The organism is Bacillus sp. FJAT-27445 (assembly GCF_001510665.1).
Taxonomy (GTDB): domain Bacteria; phylum Bacillota; class Bacilli; order Bacillales; family Cytobacillaceae; genus Bacillus_D.
In genome coordinates this window covers 637,220-655,783 of sequence record NZ_LMTI01000001.1, presented here as the reverse complement: position 1 = coordinate 655,783, position 18,564 = coordinate 637,220, and the positions used below count along the sequence as shown (strand labels likewise).

At 44.2% G+C, this 18,564-nt stretch carries 21 protein-coding genes; 9 read left to right on the top strand and 12 right to left on the bottom strand.

Annotated features, from left to right (window positions below; genetic code table 11):
- Nucleotides 1-127: 127 nt before the first annotated feature.
- From AR337_RS03275 to AR337_RS03250, 6 genes are all read right to left on the bottom strand, one after another.
- A complete protein-coding gene (locus tag AR337_RS03275) occupies nt 128-1,093 on the bottom strand; it encodes a multidrug resistance efflux transporter family protein (protein WP_059170572.1) in 966 nt (321 codons plus the stop codon).
- Nucleotides 1,094-1,102: 9 nt separating this feature from the next.
- Nucleotides 1,103-1,345, bottom strand: coding sequence for a DUF2164 domain-containing protein (locus AR337_RS03270; RefSeq protein WP_059170571.1), 243 nt, complete (start codon nt 1,343-1,345; stop codon nt 1,103-1,105).
- A gap of 170 nt (nt 1,346-1,515) precedes the next feature.
- Nucleotides 1,516-2,328: a YitT family protein gene (locus AR337_RS03265; protein WP_059170570.1), complete on the bottom strand. Its 813-nt coding sequence runs from the start codon at nt 2,326-2,328 to the stop codon at nt 1,516-1,518.
- Between the two features lie 153 nt (nt 2,329-2,481).
- Nucleotides 2,482-2,838, bottom strand: coding sequence for a VOC family protein (locus tag AR337_RS03260; RefSeq protein WP_059170569.1), 357 nt, complete (start codon nt 2,836-2,838; stop codon nt 2,482-2,484).
- Nucleotides 2,839-2,850: 12 nt separating this feature from the next.
- The gene (locus AR337_RS03255) at nt 2,851-3,867 is read right to left on the bottom strand and encodes an S-adenosylmethionine:tRNA ribosyltransferase-isomerase (RefSeq protein WP_059170568.1); all 1,017 of its coding nucleotides are present in this window, start codon (nt 3,865-3,867) and stop codon (nt 2,851-2,853) included.
- Nucleotides 3,864-4,598 carry an SDR family NAD(P)-dependent oxidoreductase gene (locus AR337_RS03250; protein WP_059170567.1) on the bottom strand — a complete coding sequence of 245 codons (735 nt, stop codon included), beginning with the start codon at nt 4,596-4,598 and terminating at the stop codon, nt 3,864-3,866. The genes AR337_RS03255 and AR337_RS03250 overlap by 4 nt, the downstream gene beginning before the upstream one ends.
- A gap of 210 nt (nt 4,599-4,808) precedes the next feature.
- Between AR337_RS03250 and AR337_RS03245 the strand changes: the two genes are divergently transcribed.
- The 3 genes from AR337_RS03245 (at nt 4,809) to AR337_RS03235 (ending at nt 5,741) form a co-directional block, all read left to right on the top strand.
- Entirely contained in the window at nt 4,809-5,039 is a 231-nt protein-coding gene (locus tag AR337_RS03245) for a hypothetical protein (protein WP_059170566.1), read from the top strand.
- 74 nt (nt 5,040-5,113) lie between these two features.
- Entirely contained in the window at nt 5,114-5,293 is a 180-nt protein-coding gene (locus tag AR337_RS03240; RefSeq protein ID WP_059170565.1) for a hypothetical protein, read from the top strand.
- Between the two features lie 313 nt (nt 5,294-5,606).
- Nucleotides 5,607-5,741 carry a BA3454 family stress response protein gene (locus AR337_RS03235; RefSeq protein WP_059170564.1) on the top strand — a complete coding sequence of 45 codons (135 nt, stop codon included), beginning with the start codon at nt 5,607-5,609 and terminating at the stop codon, nt 5,739-5,741.
- A gap of 86 nt (nt 5,742-5,827) precedes the next feature.
- On the opposite strand, the gene AR337_RS03230 is transcribed toward AR337_RS03235, so the two are convergent.
- Both AR337_RS03230 and AR337_RS03225 read right to left on the bottom strand, forming a co-directional pair.
- Complete coding sequence (locus AR337_RS03230; RefSeq protein ID WP_059170563.1) at nt 5,828-6,499, bottom strand: hypothetical protein; 672 nt, start codon at nt 6,497-6,499, stop codon at nt 5,828-5,830.
- Nucleotides 6,500-6,617: 118 nt separating this feature from the next.
- Nucleotides 6,618-7,553, bottom strand: a complete 936-nt coding sequence (locus AR337_RS03225; protein ID WP_172797508.1) for a nitronate monooxygenase family protein — start codon at nt 7,551-7,553, stop codon at nt 6,618-6,620.
- Nucleotides 7,554-8,377: 824 nt separating this feature from the next.
- On the opposite strand from AR337_RS03225, the gene AR337_RS03220 reads away from it, so the two are divergent.
- Both AR337_RS03220 and mntR read left to right on the top strand, forming a co-directional pair.
- On the top strand, nt 8,378-10,222 hold the full coding sequence (locus AR337_RS03220) for a M6 family metalloprotease domain-containing protein (protein WP_059170561.1): 1,845 nt from the start codon (nt 8,378-8,380) through the stop codon (nt 10,220-10,222).
- 162 nt (nt 10,223-10,384) lie between these two features.
- Nucleotides 10,385-10,804 (top strand): transcriptional regulator MntR, encoded by a 420-nt coding sequence (gene mntR / locus AR337_RS03215; protein WP_059170560.1) that lies wholly within the window; start codon nt 10,385-10,387, stop codon nt 10,802-10,804.
- A 199-nt stretch (nt 10,805-11,003) separates the two neighbouring features.
- Here the strand turns inward: mntR and AR337_RS03210 are convergent, their stop codons facing one another.
- Nucleotides 11,004-11,774 carry a thermonuclease family protein gene (locus tag AR337_RS03210; protein ID WP_059170559.1) on the bottom strand — a complete coding sequence of 257 codons (771 nt, stop codon included), beginning with the start codon at nt 11,772-11,774 and terminating at the stop codon, nt 11,004-11,006.
- A gap of 210 nt (nt 11,775-11,984) precedes the next feature.
- Between AR337_RS03210 and AR337_RS03205 the strand changes: the two genes are divergently transcribed.
- Complete coding sequence (locus AR337_RS03205) at nt 11,985-13,328, top strand: ectonucleotide pyrophosphatase/phosphodiesterase (protein ID WP_059170558.1); 1,344 nt, start codon at nt 11,985-11,987, stop codon at nt 13,326-13,328.
- 228 nt (nt 13,329-13,556) lie between these two features.
- Nucleotides 13,557-14,066 (top strand): DoxX family membrane protein, encoded by a 510-nt coding sequence (locus AR337_RS03200; protein ID WP_059170557.1) that lies wholly within the window; start codon nt 13,557-13,559, stop codon nt 14,064-14,066.
- Between the two features lie 117 nt (nt 14,067-14,183).
- Here AR337_RS03200 and AR337_RS03195 read toward each other — a convergent pair whose 3' ends face one another.
- From AR337_RS03195 to AR337_RS03185, 3 genes are all read right to left on the bottom strand, one after another.
- Entirely contained in the window at nt 14,184-15,416 is a 1,233-nt protein-coding gene (locus tag AR337_RS03195) for an ATP-binding protein (RefSeq protein WP_059170556.1), read from the bottom strand.
- A gap of 190 nt (nt 15,417-15,606) precedes the next feature.
- Nucleotides 15,607-16,095, bottom strand: a complete 489-nt coding sequence (locus AR337_RS03190) for a L,D-transpeptidase family protein (protein ID WP_059170555.1) — start codon at nt 16,093-16,095, stop codon at nt 15,607-15,609.
- A gap of 90 nt (nt 16,096-16,185) precedes the next feature.
- Complete coding sequence (locus tag AR337_RS03185) at nt 16,186-16,623, bottom strand: ferritin family protein (protein WP_059170554.1); 438 nt, start codon at nt 16,621-16,623, stop codon at nt 16,186-16,188.
- A 335-nt stretch (nt 16,624-16,958) separates the two neighbouring features.
- On the opposite strand from AR337_RS03185, the gene AR337_RS03180 reads away from it, so the two are divergent.
- Both AR337_RS03180 and AR337_RS03175 read left to right on the top strand, forming a co-directional pair.
- Nucleotides 16,959-17,897, top strand: coding sequence for a MerR family transcriptional regulator (locus AR337_RS03180; protein WP_059170553.1), 939 nt, complete (start codon nt 16,959-16,961; stop codon nt 17,895-17,897).
- A 58-nt stretch (nt 17,898-17,955) separates the two neighbouring features.
- Entirely contained in the window at nt 17,956-18,474 is a 519-nt protein-coding gene (locus AR337_RS03175; protein ID WP_059170552.1) for a MerR family transcriptional regulator, read from the top strand.
- Nucleotides 18,475-18,564: the final 90 nt, after the last annotated feature.

Sequence of the window (18,564 nt, the reverse complement as noted above, 5' to 3'; positions counted from 1 at the left end):
AAATATTCAACGTGTTGATATAAGTATAGTCGAACGGGCATTTGAAAACGAAATAAAAGCCCTCCCATGATAGATGGGGGGCTTTTGAATGAGGATTTCTCATTAAAAATTGGTGACTTCACAAACGTCATGCCTGTTCCTGGACGAAGGCTTTTTTCTTTTTGCCAGAAAAGAGGATTGCCGAAAAACTGTGCAGCGCCATACCTGCAACCACCAGGAAAATCCCGGCCCAAGAGAGTAGTGATGGCATTGGAGCGGCCAAAAATAGCACTTCGCCAGCCAAAGCGAACAGAATCTCAACGGATTGGGTTGCTTCAACTGCGGCGATTTTCGTCATATCTCCCCTGACAAGGTCGGTTGCCATGAAAAACAGGACGGTTGCGATGACTCCGGAGGTTACTGCAACTCCGCCAGACTGGATGATTTGGCCTTTAGAAGGTAGGTCAACCGTAACTATTCCATAAACGGCTAACAAAATCCAAAACGGCAGGCTTGCCGCTGTCATTCCGAGCACCCGCTGGAATGTATCCAGCCTTCCTCCGGCAACCTCCATCATTTTCCTGTTCCCAAGGGGATAAGCAAACGTAGCAATCAGTACCGGGACCACCCCAAAGAGAAATTCCTTTGCGCCAAGCGACTTCGCTTGTTCCAGTTGCATCACGGCAACTCCTGCCAGGATGATAACCGACATAAATAGACCTTTCACGGGGATGCGTCCTCTTGCTTGTACGCCATTTCGTGTTTCAAAAAATAGCGGCGAAAGCAGGGATCCTGACACAATTGTAACGAGCCAGGTACCGGCAATAAGCCAGCCGGGAGAATAGGCCGCGGCAAAACAAATCGGCGCATAGAACAGCCCGAAACCGACCGTGCTCCATAAAAGCCATGAACCAGGATTTTGTTTCATTTCCGCCCAAAGCGGCTTGAGATTTTTTTTTCCCGCGACAAGGAGGAAAAGGAGCGGAACCATGAAGAAATACCTTAATGACGCGCTCCAAATCCAATGGCCGCCGGATAGCTCCATCGACCGGTTCAGGACAAACGTAAATGCGAAGAAAAAAGCGGAAGAGATTCCAAGGACAATCGGTTTCATACTTTCCCCCTATTTCATAGGCCGTTCAAGCGAATACAATTCCTCTTCCAGCTGCGCCATTTTTTCCTCGGCTGCTTTTCGGGATTGCTTGATGCCCTCATTGAAAAAATAAGGCCCTAATTCAGTTTTAAAAAACTCGAGTACGTTTTCCGCTTCTAAATTCCCGAGCTCCTCACCCCGTTCTTTTAAAAAGAACTCCTGGATATCGCTAATTAATTGATCTTTTTGCTGTTTGGTGAATGAAATAAACATTGCAAACCCTCTCTTCCACTATTCGGCCTTATACTACACCGGGACCGCCTATTAGGATAAGGCATGCCAGTCGATGTTTTTGCAAAAATCTGTATTATCCAAGATTAATTAAAAATTCTGTTTTTGTAAAGGATGCAAAAAACCGATTTCACAGGGAAACCGGCGATTGTTCAGGTACTCTGTTTATGGAAGAGCCCCATCACTTCTATTGTTTTAGTAATATTGACAAATGCATTCGGGTCAACATCGGCGATCAGGGATTTAACCTCGGCCAACTCATATCTGGTAATAACTGTCATCAAGATGTTCCGGCTCTCTTTTGAAAAGCCGCCCATTCCATCAATCACAGTCAGGCCACGATAGACATTCTTCACGAGTTGATCGCGCATTTCCTCGCCTTTGTCAGTAATGATTGTCAAAGTTAGTTTCACATGGTGGGTATAAATTGTATCAATAACTTTACCTGTAATAAAAATCGATACCATTGTATTCAATGCAGTATCCCAGTTAAACAGGAACCCGCTAATCGCAATTATAACCGCGTTCATAGCTGCTAGCAGTGACCCGATAGGAAAATCTTTTTTGCGGGAAACAAGCATTGCAATAATGTCTAGCCCGCCTGTTGAAGCAGACTGGCGTAAAACCAGGCCCATCCCCACACCTGCCAGGGCACCGCCAAAAATGGATGAAAGAATGCTGTTGCTGGCAACCTCATGTACCGGGATTATGGAAAGCCCAATCGAAATGAGGACGACAGAGAGAATAGTATTCACAATGAATTTTTTGCCAAGCTTCATATAACCAAGTACAAGCAGGGGCAGATTCAAAAGAAAGTTTGCAATACCTGTATCGAGCGGCGTAAGCATCCCTACCATCATTGATAATCCGCTAATCCCACTTGATAGGACCTCATGCGGAATCAGGAAACAATTAAAGGCTGCAGCGATGATGACTGATCCGATTGCAATGCCTACTAGCTGCATCCAGTTCCCCTCCCTATTAAAATGATATATTCTAAAATAACATCCTTGGATGCTGAGGTAAATTTAATAGTTTATTTCAATTATTAGAAGAACTGAGAAAACAACTTTTTTCAAAAAGAAAAAGGAAAGGATCCAATCATCCCTTCCTTCCAATTAACCCATGGCCAAAAACTCCAGAAGTTCGCCCGCAGGTCCTGTATAAAAAACCGTTCTCCATCCATTTTCCAATTTATAAGGCCCCTCCACTCTGGTCAAATCTGCCTGATCAAGCTCCTCCATTATGTTATCGAGGCCATCTGTTTCAAAACATAAATGAACTGGGCCATCGCCGTTACTTTCCTCGTCCGATTCTGCCAATTCAATGCGGAAACTGCCAAGCGTTAAAAACACGATTTTATTCCCCTGAAAATAAAAGGTCTCTTCTGTATGGAACCCAAGCACAGTCTGGTAAAAGTGGAGCACTTTAGCAAGATTCGAGGTTTCAATCGCATAGTGATGAAATAAGATCATAGATTTTCCCTCTCATAAAATAAGATTCATATCGCCAAATTCATGCCAAAGATAGTTTTCTTCGACTGCATGCCGATACGCTTCGTACAGTTTCTCCTGGGGAACAAATGCAGACAACATTGAAAGGTGGCTGGCTTCGGGTTCATGGAGCCCTGTCAGGATTCCATCGGCTGTTTTCAATTCATAACCCGGATGGATGAATAAATTCGTCCAGCCCTGCAGTTGCCCGGTTGCGACTGCTGTTTCCAGCGCCCGTACAACCGTTGTTCCTGCAGCGATTACCCTATTCCTTGATTCCTTGGCTTTTAGAATAGATGACCACGTAGTTTCCGGAATTGAGTATTCTTCTTTATTTTTCGATGGATGGTGGTCGAAATTGTCATCCAGGAAATAACTTAAGCCTGTATGAAGCTGAATGAACGCGATCTTGATTCCTTTCTTGCGCAATTTGAATAAAAGCTCCCAGCTGAACGGCCTCCCAGCTGATGGCATTTCCACCGAACCAGGGTGGGATGCAAATACAGTCTGGTAGTAATCCAAGCTCCACGGATTTTCGATATATTCATAACGGACGGGCTCACCCAATGAATAAATCTCGTCGAACAGGCTAGTTCCTGATTTTGAAAAACAAATAATTGACAGCGGCGAGGTCTGGTCGTTCTCCTCAACAACGGCATCAAGCCGGGAGGAAAAATCAATCTTTTCCCCTGCTTCTACTCCATTCTCAACAATCAATGCATGCCAGCGGCTTTCATCAATTTTACTAGCAAGCCGGATTTCAATTTCTTGCTGGCTATCCTTCAATCGGCCGCGGAGGATAGCCGGAATCGTCCTCGAGCTGTTTAGGACCAGGACATCCCCTTCATGAAGGTACTGGTCGAGATGATAAAAAGAATCATGGCAGGCATAGCCGGTTTCTTTTGACAAAATCATCATCCGGACATGGTCCCGCCTAACACCACGCCTTTCAGGAGGGGCGGCGGCATTTAGGGAAGAAGGCAAATGAAAAGGAAGGCTGTCTGCAATCATGTGGTCCGCCTCCCCTCGTTAAACTCCTGGGCCGAAAACCGCTGCCCGCTAATTGAAGCAGCTTCATCGGTGGCCAGGTATAGAAAGACAGGTACCACTTCGCTGGGATCCGCCAGTTCATAATCGCAATCCGGAACAGCCAGGCGATGCATTTCCGTGTTCATTTCACCCGGATCGACCATATTCACTCTTACCCCGGTTTCACTCAATTCATCCGCCCACGTTTCTGTTAACCCTTCAACCGCAAATTTTGAAATTCCATATGCTCCCCAGCCAGCATACCCGGTATTTCCTGCTTCTGAAGTAACGTTGATAATTGAACCGCTGTCTCGTTGGAGCATAACCGGAAGCACCCTGCGTGTAACCAGGAAAGTACTCATCGTATTAATCCGTAGCACATCGGCAAAATCCTCTTCAGGAAAATCGAGCAGCAGCGGCATTGGGCTAGGGCCCAAAATTGAGGCATTGTTGATAAGGACATCGATATGGCTGAACCGTTCCTCTGTCAATGCGACAAACCGCTCAACATCACGTGCAATTGAAATGTCTGCCCGAATGGCTAGGACCTCTGTCGCTCCAGCCTGTTCAGCTTCTATCTTTGCCTCCAGCAACGCTTTTTCATTGCGGGCGCAAATCGCCAGCCTTGCCCCCTGTTTTGCAAATGCCAATGTTAATGCCTTTCCAAGACCCCTTGAAGCTCCGGTGATCATTACATGTTTTACGTTTTTCATGATTACTTCTCTCCCCTAATCGTTTTACTGGTTCCTATGCTTTTATGATAGTCCGTTCCTGAAAAGCATTCCTCGGAAAGAAGCTTGAACTTTCCTACAACTTTAGGCTGAGAAATTTTTTACATCGGAAGAAATTTTGCATAAAAGGCAGGAAAAAATCGATTTTTGGAGAAAATAGGTATGTAGAAGCAAATAAAGGGGGACGTTGAAGTGGATAAGATAACAAGTATTGCATTTATTCTTTATCATGCGACCGATAACCCTGAAGTGAAGGCAAAAGCCGTTGATTTGCTGAACGGAGAAACAGATCTTCGAGAATTGAGGGCGGACATGGCTATGCTTCACCTTATTGAAACCTCTGAAGCCGCCTTGAAAAAGCAGTTCGTTAATAAAGTGGAAATCCAAAAGTTCGTTGAACAGCATCTGTTGATAGAAGCCTAATGCCTAGCCTAGCTCCCTGTTTGGGGGCTTTTTTTATTGGCTAAGAAACTTTATATTAGCTTCGAAAGGTTCCGATGAGAGACAATGTCGGGGTAAAATCCGAAAAGGAAGTCACTCAAAACCCGTTGAGTGACATTGTTCGGACAGCATTCAAAAAGGATGTCACATTTAAAGGGCAATCTGTTTCTTTCATTTACTCGGTTCCTTCTTTTGTAGAGGCTGTCTTGGTTGCCGTACTTGATAAAGTTTTTTAATAAACAATGGTCGCCCCTAATTTTGTTCACATTTCATATGAAATTCCGCAAATTATATCAAAAACCCCCGAATAATAGAGTGGCTAACCCTATTGTGCGGTTTGGTCAACCATGGTAAGATAAGGTACTGGTATTTTCTTCAAGTTATAATAAAGGAAAGCCGCAAGCTGGCTTTTTTAAAAAAACATGCATATTCCGTGAGCTGGCGAATAAATTGGAAAAGTATTCATGTTTAGGCTGGTTGGATAGTTGGTATAAAAAAGTACTTCTTGTTATAACAAGATAGCAATATACAGTGGAAAGGATGGTTGAAATGGTACAAGTTAACGTGAAAGTAGAGTACCTTGGCAAGAATTACTTGACCAATGTAATTACAAACCCACAGGCAAGCGATGAGGAAATCATGCACCTGGCTCTTGAGCAAGTCAAGAAGCAATGGGCGCAGTAATGGCGATAACACTGGGGGAAGAAAATAAACCATAGACGGAGCCGGTCCGCTTTGAAAAAAGGGATTGGCTCCGTCTATTTTTATAGCTACTCTAATTCATAGCCCTTCATTTGATCCATGTGGCTGGCAATCATCGCGATAATCGTACTCGCTTCTTCCTTTGTAAAAATAAAATTTGTTTCATCTTTAATTAGTTCATCGTCCTCGGTCCACATCCGGTTAATCCGGCGGAGTACGCCGTCCCCTGTCCCCTGCACGACGCCGAACTGATAGGTTACTTCGACCTCGTCTTCTTGCTGAAAGGCAGTCACTTCGGGAGTCTCCCACTCTACTTCGATTTCCTCGTAAACCTCGTCGTCGGAATAAGCTATAACGGTGAGGTCATCTGCTTCATCCTCTTCATCCTCAAGAATTTCATCAATATCGTCATATTCATCGAGGTCGTCATTCATGTATTCATGGAAACTTTCATGGACAGCATCAATGATGTTTTCAATGTCTGGTAAAATTGTCCGGGCCGGCTGTTCAAGTTCAGCGTCATAGGTTTCTACATAAAACTCCTCGTTATACGGATCAAAGAAAAGAGTGCAAAAATAATCGCGCCCGTCACAATCATCGGTTTCAACGAAGAATTCAATTCTTGGGTGCTTTGAACTCCTCTCGACTGCCATCTGGCCTGCCTGGTCGTATTTTTCACAAATGGATTCTAAATGGTCCTGCAACTCCGAGCTTACCCGGTCAAACCATTCCATTGACATGTACATCCTTCCCTTCGGCTGTTTTCTGGGTTAGTATGCCACTGTCGCCAGTAAAATGAGCTGCCACATTTATGCAGTCCTTGCCTGGAATTGAATTGGCTTAACTGGAGTACTCAGCTTAAACGGCTTGTCCTGTTGCGGATTGGTACTCGGCTGCTATCTTTTCAATGATTTGCTTGACCGGCAGGATATCATTGACTTCGCCGACTCGAGCCCCAGCGAATACTAAGCCCATTTCAACATCCCCATTCAAGGAACGGAGGAGCGAATCCATTGTGCAAAAGCGATAAGAACACGCTTTAAGGCAATCGAGGCATTTCGCGACTTTGAATTTCCCGTCATCCTTGATAATTTCGGTAAAGGCATTTCGGATTGCCCTGCCTTGAAGTCCAACGGTTGTTTTGACAAGAGTTAGGTCTTCAGGCTTCGCATCAACATACTTTTGTTTAAATGCTTGAGGGGCATCGCATTCCTCACTGGCGACAAACCGGGTGCCCATCTGGACTCCTGATGCGCCAAGTCTGATCGCCTTCGCAATATCATCCCCAGTCAAAATCCCCCCAGCCGCAATGACTGGAATCGTTACCGCTTCAACGACCTCAGGCAAAATATCAAACATCGGCCTATCAGTCCCAAGATGCCCTCCTGCCTCGAAGCCTTCCACAACAACCGCGGAAGCGCCAAGCCGTTCGGACAGTCTTGCAAGCTTCGGAGTCGAAACGATTGAAAGCACAGGGATGCCCGCTTCTTTCCCCCACGCGTACATATCTCTTGAGATTCCGGCTCCTGATATTATAAAGTCAACTTTTTCTTCCAGGGCGGTTTTCATTTTCTCAGCAAAATCGTTTACAGCAAATAGGACGTTTACGCCTATATAGCCATTTCCCTTTGAAAGTTCACGAGCGCGCCTAATATGGAAACGCAATTCTTCAATGGTAATCCCAGTTCCTGAAATAATTCCGATGCCGCCAGCCGCAGCTACTGCCGAGGCAAGCCCGCTCAAGGAAATGCCGACTCCCATGCCACCCTGGATAATTGGATATTTAGGAGCCATTTGGCCGATTCGTAATTGTGGAAGTTTCAATGTAAATTCCTCTTTTCTTATTTAAGCTAATAAATCTTCTTTTATTGTAAACGTGTAAAAAATAAAATACCGTGATATTTATCACCAGTTCCTAATAGCTGCTAATGTTTTTTTATTTTTCCAATAAAGGTAATGGTTCATTTTTCCAATAAAGTTTTTGGTTTTTCCTGTTTAGATTTGTTTGAAAGAGGTAAATAGATAATGCAAGACCAAAACAAAACAGGAGGGACTGGTTCACATGCAATATGCAATGGAAACAGCGACTCAAAGGTTAGTTATTGGGCTTGCAAGTGGTGAAGGAACATTTGCAGAGCTGTCGAAAGGCACGCTTGTCTACAATCGATATATTTAAGATCGATTCGACCCCGTGCAAATCGTAACTCTCACCAAAGTCTGGTAAGTAGTCCTGGCTTTTTCGGGACAAAGGGTAGGGTCCTGCACTAGCGGGACAGAAAAAAGGTGCGAACACTTGTGTTTGCGCCTTTTTTCGTTGAAAAAACTTCCTAGTTCCTCCCTCCACCTTTTAACCTTTTTACATTATTCTTCGATTCCCGAAAAATATTTTGGCTTAAAAAGAAGCTGGCAAAAGACAAATTAATAAGCCATTTAGCATGATTACCCTATCAGAATAGTCCACAATCTTCCTTTTTTATCCCCGTTAAGTCCTGTTTTTTTAAACTTTTTTTACAATTAAGGAATTTTTAAGGGTTGGAATATGATTAGAAAGTCTCGTTGTTTGTTTACAAACAATTCTGATATATTGAAATAGTAAAATCTTAAAGGAGTGGTGATATTTGTTAAAAGTACTTTCAAAATCAGCAATTGCGCTGGCTATGGCAGGAAGCATTGGCCTTGCTGGCATCCAGACGCAGGGTGAATCTGCAGAAAAGGCCAAGGCTTCGTATGATCTAAGCCTCGCACACTATATTAGTGCCGCCCCTGAACTGGCCGATAAGGCAAAAAAGCTCGGGATTGATCTCTCCAAGGCTGATCCGGCTGAAAAAATCGCCGGAAACACAGGCGCCAAGTTCAAGCAGGCTGGTGATAACTATGTGGCTTATAAGAAAGCGACAGGGGACATTCCGGTTCTTGTACTTCTGGCAAAGTATAAGGACGGCGATGAGCCGATTGGAGACCTAAAAGGCCAGGTGCCTGGAAAATACTATGAAGACCTGATCTTTGGAACGGAATACAATCCGTATGAGCTGCCTTATTTTGCGAAATATGCCGTACATAATGGACAAAAAGCCCCAACCAATAAAACCATGCAGAATGTTTATAAGGAATCTTCATATGGAAAAACAAATCTTGTCCATCTGGAAAACGCCGCTCTGGAGTGGGTTGAGCTACCGCACGGAGCTTCCTATTATCTTGACCAGGAAGGCAAATATGCGGAGAATGGCAAGTATGTGTATGGCAACGTAAATGGTGATGCGCGTACTGGTGAGTTTATCCGCGATCTTCTCAAAGCTGCTGACGACCAAGTTGATTTCTCTAAATACGCTGATGAAAACGGCGAAGTGCCGAATGTGTTCATTGTTCATGAAGGAACAGGTGCGGAATTTAGCCGTGACCCTGCCCAATTTTGGTCCCATAAATGGAGCCTTCTAAGTGCACTTTACTATGGAAAATACTATGAAACTGGAAAACCAGCGGATGTTCATGCCGGCATGAAACAAAGTGACTGGATCAACAAGACAGTTGCTGAGGAAATGACATTTGACGGCGTAATCGTCAACAACTACAACATGCAGCCTGGCATAGGCGGAAACGTTGCTGGCTACGATGCAGCAACCGATTCGTATAAAGAAGAATTGAAAGCCGGCCCATTCCCTGCCCAGACTGGTGTTTATGCCCATGAATTCGGTCATGCACTTGGCCTGCCTGACTTCTATGACACTGTTTATTCTTCCGAAGGAGCAGGAAACTATTCAATGATGGCCGGAGGATCCTGGTTGCGCTACCCTGACGCGGCGGCATATTCCGGTAACTCGCCTATCCACTTCGATCCGTTCTCAAAAGTTTTCCTTGAATGGGTTAAACCGAAGGAAGTAAGGCCGGAGGATGGCGTCCAGACAATCACCCTTCCACCAGTCAATGCAGCTAAGCATGATAACGCAATCGTGAAAATGGAGGTTCCAGGCTCGAACGGAACGGAGTACTTCCTATTCGAAAACGTTCAGCAGCAAGGTTTTAACGAAGGCCTCATCCGCCAGGGCAAAGACGCCCATGGGCTCCTGGCATGGCATGTTGATGAAAATGTCATCAGCCTTTATCAAACAGCCGGATTCCGCCCGAATAATGTTGAAAACTGGATGAATAAGCGCTTCCAGTTCAACCAGTCGGAAACAGCGAGCAACGGCACAGTCGTTACACACTATGGCCTATCTGTACTCCAAAAGGACGGCCTGTATGAACTGGAAAAGAATTTGAACCGAGGAGACTCTGGTGACTTCTTCAAGTCCGCCAACACACTGACGCCGGTTTCCGGAAACGTACACACAGGATCCTACTACTTCTGGAAGGGCTACAGCAGCACTCCAGCTGATTCAGGAATCCATGTTACAGACATTAAAGAAAACAAGGACGGTTCTATTACCGCCAAGTTCTTCTATAATTTCAACAGCTCAAAAAAATAATTTGCATAAAACCGGGTCCGAAATCAGGACCCGGTTTTACTTTTCTCCCTCCCCTATATCTATATCAGCTTTCCTCTTCGGCCGGCAGATGGCCAGATGGCTTGTAAGGGGTATCAAGGTCTTATATAATAATAGAGAGTATAGGATGAAAGTGGGAAGAAAATGCCGACACCGAGCATGGAAGATTATATTGAACAAATTTATTTGCTAATTGAACAGAAAGGCTATGCCCGGGTTTCGGATATTGCCGTCAATTTGTCTGTACAGCCTTCTGCCGTTACAAAAATGGTCCAAAAGCTCGATAAAGATGAATATCTTATCTATGAAAAGTACCGCGGGCTAGCGCTGACACCGAAAGGGCGTAAAATTGGCAAGCGCCTTGTATACCGCCATGATTTACTGGAACAGTTTTTAAGCCTGATTGGCGTTGATGAGGAAAATATATACGAGGATGTTGAAGGAATCGAACATCACCTTAGCTGGAATGCGATCGACAGGATTGGCGACCTAGTGCAGCTGCTGCAGGACGATCCAGCACTTACAGCCCGCCTTAAGGAATTACAGGAAAAAAACGAAGTGTAAAAAGGAAGCATCTGTTTGCGGATGCTTCCTTTCTTGTCGTTAATGACGTAACCTGTGAACACGTGACAAAAAAGGCTAAAATCGAATTTAGTTGTCACGTAAAGCCTCGTTGCGAGACAAAAAAGCCCGGAATCCATTTTAGTAGTCACTCAAACCCCTGAAGAGTATTAACCCTGTTGATAGCCGGCAACTTACTTTATTACCTTTTCGACTTTCGGTAACCGGCCTTCTGGGCTTCATTCTCCGTGCAAAACCAGACGATTTCCTTTATATCGGTTTTGTAAAAGGCGCCTCCGGGGACATGGTAGATTTTTGAGTTTGCATTCCCCTTTATTTTCCCTTCACATCTTGCCTGCTTATTGGAAGTTTTCTCGCCGTTTGTTCCCTTTCCCGGAATGCCAGTCTGGTAGCCCTCCTCTGTGGCATAATTTTCAATGGACCAAATACCGACGCCTTTCTTTTTCGCCTTATCCTGGATTTTGTAAAACCGGTCTACATATTTGGTGTTTGGCGGATACACATAAGCTACCCGGGCCAAGCCTTTTTCAAGCAGCAGCTCATTGAACATTTTTCCGTCCACATAAAGATATGCAAGAAGCCTTCCGTATTTGTCCCTGCCCCAGTTAATCCCTGGCTCAACTTCGATTTCCTTCCCTTTATGGAGTACTGTTTTTGCGAAATCGGATGCTTCCGGCCCAAACGGCTGGACTCCCAGTCGGGGATGCTGTGTTTCGGGAGTGTCCACGCAAAGGAGGCGCACCGTTTCTTCCTTCCCTTTAAGGGAAATGACAACTGTATCCCCGTCAATATTTTTAATGACCTTTGCTTTAAATAGCTCATTGACTGATTTTACTTCAGCCGGCACATTTCCTGTTTCCGTTCCGCCGATTTTCAATGGAAGCGAACAGCCTGCCGCCAAGAATAACGACAGCAAGAAAACAAGAATTATTTTATATCCTTTTGAAACCATGATAACCCCCTTGCCTCTGCCTTCTTAACAACATTCTACCCCATTCTGGCACCGGGAAGGCAGCAGGCAGTCTTTTTTACCAGTTTAAGATTGACTAAATATATTCTCCGTTATGGTAAAATTCAGGAAAAGACGCAACCCAAAAGGAGAGGCTTTGTTAAAGCTCCCCGCCATTCTATCAATCTATCATAAACGTTAATGGAGGCTTTTATGAACCGGCTAACTGACCACCTTATCATTTTATCGTTTGATTGCCTTTCATCACTTGATATCCCTGCCCTATTAAAGCTTCCTAACTTTAAATCCTTCATTGAGGGAAGCTCTTATTGCAGCAATGTCGAAACAATTTATCCGTCTGTTACCTATCCTTGCCATACATCAATTATTACAGGGAACTACCCAAACCGGCACGGCGTTGTGAACAATACCTTCATTCAGCCTGGAAGGCCATCTTCCGACTGGTACTGGCACCGAAGCACAATCAAAGGGACAACGCTGTATGATGAAGCAAAAAAGGCCGGGATGAAAACAGCCGCCCTCCTTTGGCCGGTAACCGCAAAAGCGAAAATCGACTACAATATGCCTGAAATTTTCGCAAACCGGCCGTGGCAAAATCAAGTGATGGTCTCACTTTTTAACGGTTCTCCCCTTTTTCAGATCGAAATGGAAGCGCGATTCGGGAAAATCCGCAAAGGAATCAGGCAGCCTGAGCTTGACGACTTTGTTCTTGAGTCCGCCATCCAAACAATCAAAGCGAAAAAGCCAGGTTTGATGCTGGTCCATTTTGTTGACCTGGACTCGCAGCGCCATCACCATGGTTTTTCGTCAAACGAAGCCAATGAATCGCTCAAACGTCATGACAAACGGCTTGGAAGGATAATGCGGGCAATCAGGGAAGCAGGCTTGGCTGATTCGTCAACAATCGTAATTCTTGGCGACCACAGTGCACTGGACGTGTTGAAAGTGCTAAAAATGAATGTACTTTTAAAGGAAAATGGTTTGATTGAAACAGACAAAGCTGGAAAAATCACCAGCTGGAAAGCGTACTGCAAAAGCTGTGACGGTTCGGCCTATTTGTATATAAACGACCCTAAGGATTTCAAAACGAAGAATGTAGTTGAGAACCTAATTGGCAGTCTGCTTATCGATAGACGCAACGGGATAGAAACTGCCTATACTGGCCAGGAAGCGGCACGAATGGGTGCTGATGGCAATGCACTTTTCATACTGGAGGCATTAAGAGGATTTTATTTTGAGGATAGCCATGAGGGGGAGTTCATTGAGAAGGTTACCAAAGAATCAACCACAAAAAAGAACTATTCATTTGCGTGCCACGGTTATTCTCCGTTCAAGGAAAAATACAGTACAGTCTTTTTTGCAAAAGGTAAGGGCGTCCTGTCAGGCGTTCGCATACCATCTATGAGGCTTGTTGACGAAGGTCCTACATTTGCAAGGCTGCTAGGCCTCAGCCTTGGCGATACGGATGGCCGGATTCTAGAGGAAATGCTTGATTTAGAGCCTATCATGGTGAAAAAATCCTTCATCACTTCCTAACTTTTTAAAGGCATCCGCATTCCGGGTGCCTTGTTTATTTTACTCAATTATAAAGCCCTATAAAACGCTCTTGTTCTCTCCTTTCAATAGCTCTTTCTCACTAGTCATAATTTGTTCAAACCATTTTTACAGATTTGTGAAACGGTAAACATAACTCCCGCAAGAGAAAAATTAAATGTTATATTCTAACCATAGAAACAGTAATTAACCTTTAAGGAGTGAAATATCATGGTAGTAAATTTTTTAAGGAACAACAAAATCGCAGCAGGGATTCTTACAGTCCTTCGCCTTTATCTTGGTTATTCTTGGGTGACAGCAGGCTATCATAAACTTACAGGCGGATTTGATGCATCAGGATTTTTGAAAGGAGCGGCCGCAAACCCTATTAAAGGGCCAGACGGATCTTTGGTATATGGCTGGTACGTGGACTTCCTGAATTCTTTCGCCATCCCGAACGCGGATATATTTAACACTTTAATTCCGATTGGTGAATTTCTCGTCGGCCTTGGCTTGCTTCTTGGATGCCTGACAACTGCCGCAATGTTTTTCGGTCTTGTCATGAACTTCAGCTTTATGCTCGCGGGAACCATTTCCCATAACCCAACGGACATCTTCCTTGGTGCAATCATTCTGTTCGCAGGCTACAACGCTGGCCGCTACGGCTTGGACCGCTGGGTTGTTCCGTTCATCCGCAAGACTGTTTTCAAAAATAATCATATCGAAAAAAATGCTGCATAACAGATAAAAGTTTTGGCAATACTAGGAAAAACCCCTTTGGTAGCCGCCGCCCAACTCCCCCGGGCCGGCATACTGAAGGGGTTTTTTTATTTTAAAAATTACATCTATTTATCTAATCTATTGCTCCTTTTTAAGGAAGTCCTGTGTCAGGGCCGGGAGATGGATGATAACAGTCGTCCCCTTACCGACCTGGCTGGAAAAGCTAAGCTTTCCATTGTGGCTTTCAATAATTTTGAAACAGGTCATCAGCCCAAGGCCCGTCCCCTTTTCCTTTGTCGTAAAAAAGGGCTCTCCAATCGTTCCCATCCTATCTTCTGGAATTCCGACACCTTCATCAACAATTTTAATCATAATTTCCTCGGGGCCGGACTTTTGGACACTGATATAAATATTTCCGCCCTGAGGCATTGCTTCGATTGAATTTTTTAATAGATTGATAAAAACCTGTTTTAATTGATTTTCTTCACAAATGATTGTTGGGATATTAGGTCCAATCGCTGTGCTGATTTCAACATTATTCAGCGCCGATTGTGTATTGATCAAGGTAACAACGTCTTTTAGAAGCTGGACAAGATTCCCTTCCTTAAATACTGCGGAGGACGGCTTTGCCAGGACAAGAAACTCACTGACGATACTGTTAATTCGATCGAGTTCTGCCAAAACGATATCATAGTATTCCTTTTTCTTATTTTCCGCTTTAAAAAGCTGGATGAATCCTTTAATGGATGTAAGCGGATTCCTGATTTCATGTGCAAGGCCTGCCGCCATTTGCCCAAGGAGTGCGAGCTTTTCAGATTTTTGAAGCAAGCGGTCTGTCTCTATCTTTCTGTTTGTAATGTCCTTTCCTAATGAAAGCTGGCAATCTTTCCCGCCAAATGTAATAGCCATTGAGGATACTTCGAAAAATATGTATTCGCCATCCATCCTCCGCAGTTTGTATTCAATTGGGGATAGTGGCTTCCGTTCCTGTTCCGTCAGTCGCATCCTTTCCTTGATTCGGTCAATATATTCAGGAGCAATACAGTCTAAAATGTGTTGGCCAATCAGTTCTTCCTTGTTTTTAGCCCGCATCATTCTTACTGCCGCTTTATTGACATAAATGACTTTATTGTTTTGGTGGATAACAACAGCCTCCGGGAGGGATTCGATTAAACGCTTATAGCTTTCCTCACTCTCCCTAGTCTTTGTGATATAGAATGTTAGCCGGGCATATTGCCAGCCAACCAGAATGGCCATTGCAGTATAGCCAAGAGTATGAAGCCTGAAAAAATTTTCACCGTGATAAGCTTTATCCACTATCAATAAAATGAGTGATACGATTACAATTGTAATTCGTCCAAACATCTTCATACAGCACCCCAACCCTGAATGGTAATAAACTATTAGCCATTTTGCATAAAGACTCTGCGTGTTTTTCCAAAAAATGATAGAACCCTATTCGTTACATTCGACAAGAACAAAAGAAACCCTTCACATATTTTCATAAATTTAAAAAGCACCCTTAACATTTTTTTAAAAAAAGGAAGGCCACCTTGCCGGATTAGTTCCGAGTGATGACCCTCGTTCCATTCGGTACAATGGACGCAAGCTCAAGAACATCTTTGTTGTACATTCGGATACAGCCATGCGAGACAGCCTTTCCAATTGAAGAAGGCCGGTTTGTTCCGTGTATGCCATAGCCGGCTTTAGATAGTGATAGCCACATCACCCCGAAAGGTCCCCCGGGATTCGGCTCCCGGTTGACAATGACATATTCCCCTGTTGGTGTTGATGTAAGCATCTTTCCAACTGCAATAGGGTAAATTTTCACAAACTTTCCGCTTTTAAAAAGCGCCAAAGTCCGTTTCTTAACGGAGACTTCAATACCGTATGGAATTGCTGAGGGATCAGGCAGACCCGGAATAACAATCCGCTGCCCTGCCCGCAAAGCCCCAACTCCCGGATTGGCTCTCTGGAGCATGTGGAGGCTGACTCTGTAATTCATCGCAATGATGGCAAGCGTTTCACCTGGTTTTACTATATGCACCATGTTTTTTCACGCCTTTTCCATTAGCATATTCAGCCAGGGGCGGGCAGTTGCCTGGCATTCGTATTTTTAGGGAGGATCGAAAAATTCACTTTAACGACCAGCCGTCATGAAAAATAAAAACCAAACTGCATGATTTTGCTCATCTGCCGCAGCATTCCGGAAAGCTTCCTTGACTTCCGCCGATGTTGCTTCTTTTGCTATTTGGTGATAAAAATCAACGGTTTCCTGCTCATCCCGGAAAGCAAAATCGATGCCGTCGCGATACGTTGCCGGACATGTTTCCGCTGCCTTTACATTCGGCTGCCTCCCTGTCAGATTGGTATAGATTCTCACGAATTCCTGATAGTGCCTCTGCTCATCTTTTCTAATCTCATTGATTTGCCGCCGGATACCCTCGTTCGGAGCAAGCCTTGCAATCCGTTCATAGCACTGGATAGCGGAATACTCCCCATTAATTGCCCGCAACACGTCACCCACAAGCTTTTCCTGCTGCCTTAAATAATCACCCTCATAATAATATGGATACATCTTCTTCCCCTCCTCTTCAAAATTAGTATATGGGCGGATGGATGCAGTGGTGATTTTTTCTGTTTGCTAGTAAATCAAGTTAGTGTGAGGGAATTACAAGATCTGCAGTTGAGAAATTTGTCTATATTTTGTGAGGAAGTTTTTACAAAAGCCCGATTTCGTGTTTACACGGCAAATTCCTTGGCATTTGTTTAAATTGCTCAGTTTCCCACTAGTTTTGATAGCTTTTGTCATGATGCAGGAAAACGCCTCTTTTTCAGCAAACTTATCTAGTATCGTTTTATATACTTCCTTCCCCTTTGAAGAAATAATTTATCATGAAAGGATGCGTGCAAATGAAAGAAGGACAAATCATGAAGGCTTATACAATTCAGGAGGTTTCTAGACTCATCAATGTTCCGCAGGGTACGCTCCGCCAGTGGGAACGAGACTTCAATGGTCTGGTATCTATCCCCAGGACTAGGCAGGGCTCACGTTTTTATACAGACACTGAAATCAACCTACTTGTAAAAATAAAACAAATGCGTGAAAAAAATCTTGGGAAGGAAATGATTAAGGAGCTCATCATGGAACATTTCAGGCAAAGTTCGGAGACAGCTTCCGAATCAATCGCAACCCACATTTCTGTGGTAGAAGATTCAAAACCTGTACCCGCGGATGCCTCAATTCAGACCCCCTTCGACTTGGAAGCCTTTTTTACCGCAATGGATGTTTACAAGCAGGATTTCCTTGCTGGAGTTAGGGAAGAAATTAGGGGCTCACTTAGGAAGGAGATAGTCGAAGAAGTCAAAAAGGAAGTCTCAAAAGGCTCCTTCCATACAGTAAAAAGCCTATCTGATTCGATTTACAAATCTGGGGAAAGGGTGGCTTCGGAAGTTGCGGAGCTTTCTACAACGGTTTCGAGAACCTCGGAACAAGCTTCCGAAACAGCACGTTTCCTTTCAAGCAGCATTTCGAGCGTTTCGAAAGCAACCTCCGAACAATTAGCAAGCTTAAACAAGCGTCTATCCCAGAATTCTGACCGGTCTTCCAAAGAAATGAAAGCACTCATTAAATCAATGGCAGATGCCAATATTGTTACCGAAAGCGTTGTCGAGAGTTTCAATGAAACGCTAATAAAGGATCGAGAATTTTATCTCGAAACCCTTCATATGGAAAGAATGGTCCACAGCCAGGAAATGGACCGCCGTGAAGAATTGCTTCAGGAAATCGTCTCAAGCCTTCGGAATACGGCCGCCGCAAAAGAAAAGAAATGGTGGAAGTTTTGGGGATAAGGTGCGGACTCATACTATTTTTATAAAATAGCTCACTACCAAAAACGGGGGAATAAACATGAATTCAAGCGAAGTTGCCAAACTTCTCGGAGTGTCTACAAGCACAATTCAACGATGGGTCAAACAGCTGAATTTGCCTATGGGACGGAATGAACGCGGCCACTATACATTTAAAGAAGAAGACATCGCCCTTCTCGAGAGCATCCGTGAACAAATCCAAAATGGCGCACTATTGCAGGAAATCGCACCCGTAAATGAAAAAAGCACCAGAACCGGAGTGGTCAAGTCCGTCGAAGTGCATCCTGACTTCGACGAGTTATTTTTGATGTTTTCCGACCTTGAAAGGCGCATCGATGGAAAAGCCGATTCGGTCACCGCTTATCAGCTGATTCAGCACCGCAGGGAAATCGAAGACCTTCAGTCCCAGGTGGCTACTTTGGCAGCTGCCATTGAAAAGATGGAACCTCTTGTGGGAAAAAGAGAACCTCAAAGTGTGCCGCCAATCCTACTCGACCCGACCGTACCAGGAAAGAGGAAGAAAAAACGTAAAATCATGGGAATGTTCTTTGGGTTTTAACACTTATTTTGAACTAACACTTTGTTTCCCCTCGAATAGTATTTCAAATAAATAAACACATAGGAAAACGCGGTTGATTTATTAACATCA

Excerpts from the sequence above, each read along its gene's own strand:
- AR337_RS03195 (WP_059170556.1), bottom strand. The coding sequence starts at position 15,416 with ATGAAGATGTTTGGACGAATTACAATTGTAATCGTATCACTCATTTTA.
- mntR (WP_059170560.1), top strand. The coding sequence starts at position 10,385 with ATGCCGACACCGAGCATGGAAGATTATATTGAACAAATTTATTTGCTA.
- AR337_RS03265 (WP_059170570.1), bottom strand. The coding sequence starts at position 2,328 with ATGCAGCTAGTAGGCATTGCAATCGGATCAGTCATCATCGCTGCAGCC.
- AR337_RS03230 (WP_059170563.1), bottom strand. The coding sequence starts at position 6,499 with ATGTCAATGGAATGGTTTGACCGGGTAAGCTCGGAGTTGCAGGACCAT.
- AR337_RS03175 (WP_059170552.1), top strand. The coding sequence starts at position 17,956 with ATGAATTCAAGCGAAGTTGCCAAACTTCTCGGAGTGTCTACAAGCACA.
- AR337_RS03250 (WP_059170567.1), bottom strand. The coding sequence starts at position 4,598 with ATGAAAAACGTAAAACATGTAATGATCACCGGAGCTTCAAGGGGTCTT.
- AR337_RS03205 (WP_059170558.1), top strand. The coding sequence starts at position 11,985 with ATGAACCGGCTAACTGACCACCTTATCATTTTATCGTTTGATTGCCTT.
- AR337_RS03225 (WP_172797508.1), bottom strand. The coding sequence starts at position 7,553 with ATGGCTCCTAAATATCCAATTATCCAGGGTGGCATGGGAGTCGGCATT.
- AR337_RS03255 (WP_059170568.1), bottom strand. The coding sequence starts at position 3,867 with ATGATTGCAGACAGCCTTCCTTTTCATTTGCCTTCTTCCCTAAATGCC.
- AR337_RS03260 (WP_059170569.1), bottom strand. The coding sequence starts at position 2,838 with ATGATCTTATTTCATCACTATGCGATTGAAACCTCGAATCTTGCTAAA.
- AR337_RS03180 (WP_059170553.1), top strand. The coding sequence starts at position 16,959 with ATGAAAGAAGGACAAATCATGAAGGCTTATACAATTCAGGAGGTTTCT.
- AR337_RS03270 (WP_059170571.1), bottom strand. The coding sequence starts at position 1,345 with ATGTTTATTTCATTCACCAAACAGCAAAAAGATCAATTAATTAGCGAT.
- AR337_RS03190 (WP_059170555.1), bottom strand. The coding sequence starts at position 16,095 with ATGGTGCATATAGTAAAACCAGGTGAAACGCTTGCCATCATTGCGATG.
- AR337_RS03210 (WP_059170559.1), bottom strand. The coding sequence starts at position 11,774 with ATGGTTTCAAAAGGATATAAAATAATTCTTGTTTTCTTGCTGTCGTTA.
- AR337_RS03235 (WP_059170564.1), top strand. The coding sequence starts at position 5,607 with ATGGTACAAGTTAACGTGAAAGTAGAGTACCTTGGCAAGAATTACTTG.
- AR337_RS03275 (WP_059170572.1), bottom strand. The coding sequence starts at position 1,093 with ATGAAACCGATTGTCCTTGGAATCTCTTCCGCTTTTTTCTTCGCATTT.
- AR337_RS03200 (WP_059170557.1), top strand. The coding sequence starts at position 13,557 with ATGGTAGTAAATTTTTTAAGGAACAACAAAATCGCAGCAGGGATTCTT.
- AR337_RS03240 (WP_059170565.1), top strand. The coding sequence starts at position 5,114 with ATGAGAGACAATGTCGGGGTAAAATCCGAAAAGGAAGTCACTCAAAAC.
- AR337_RS03185 (WP_059170554.1), bottom strand. The coding sequence starts at position 16,623 with ATGTATCCATATTATTATGAGGGTGATTATTTAAGGCAGCAGGAAAAG.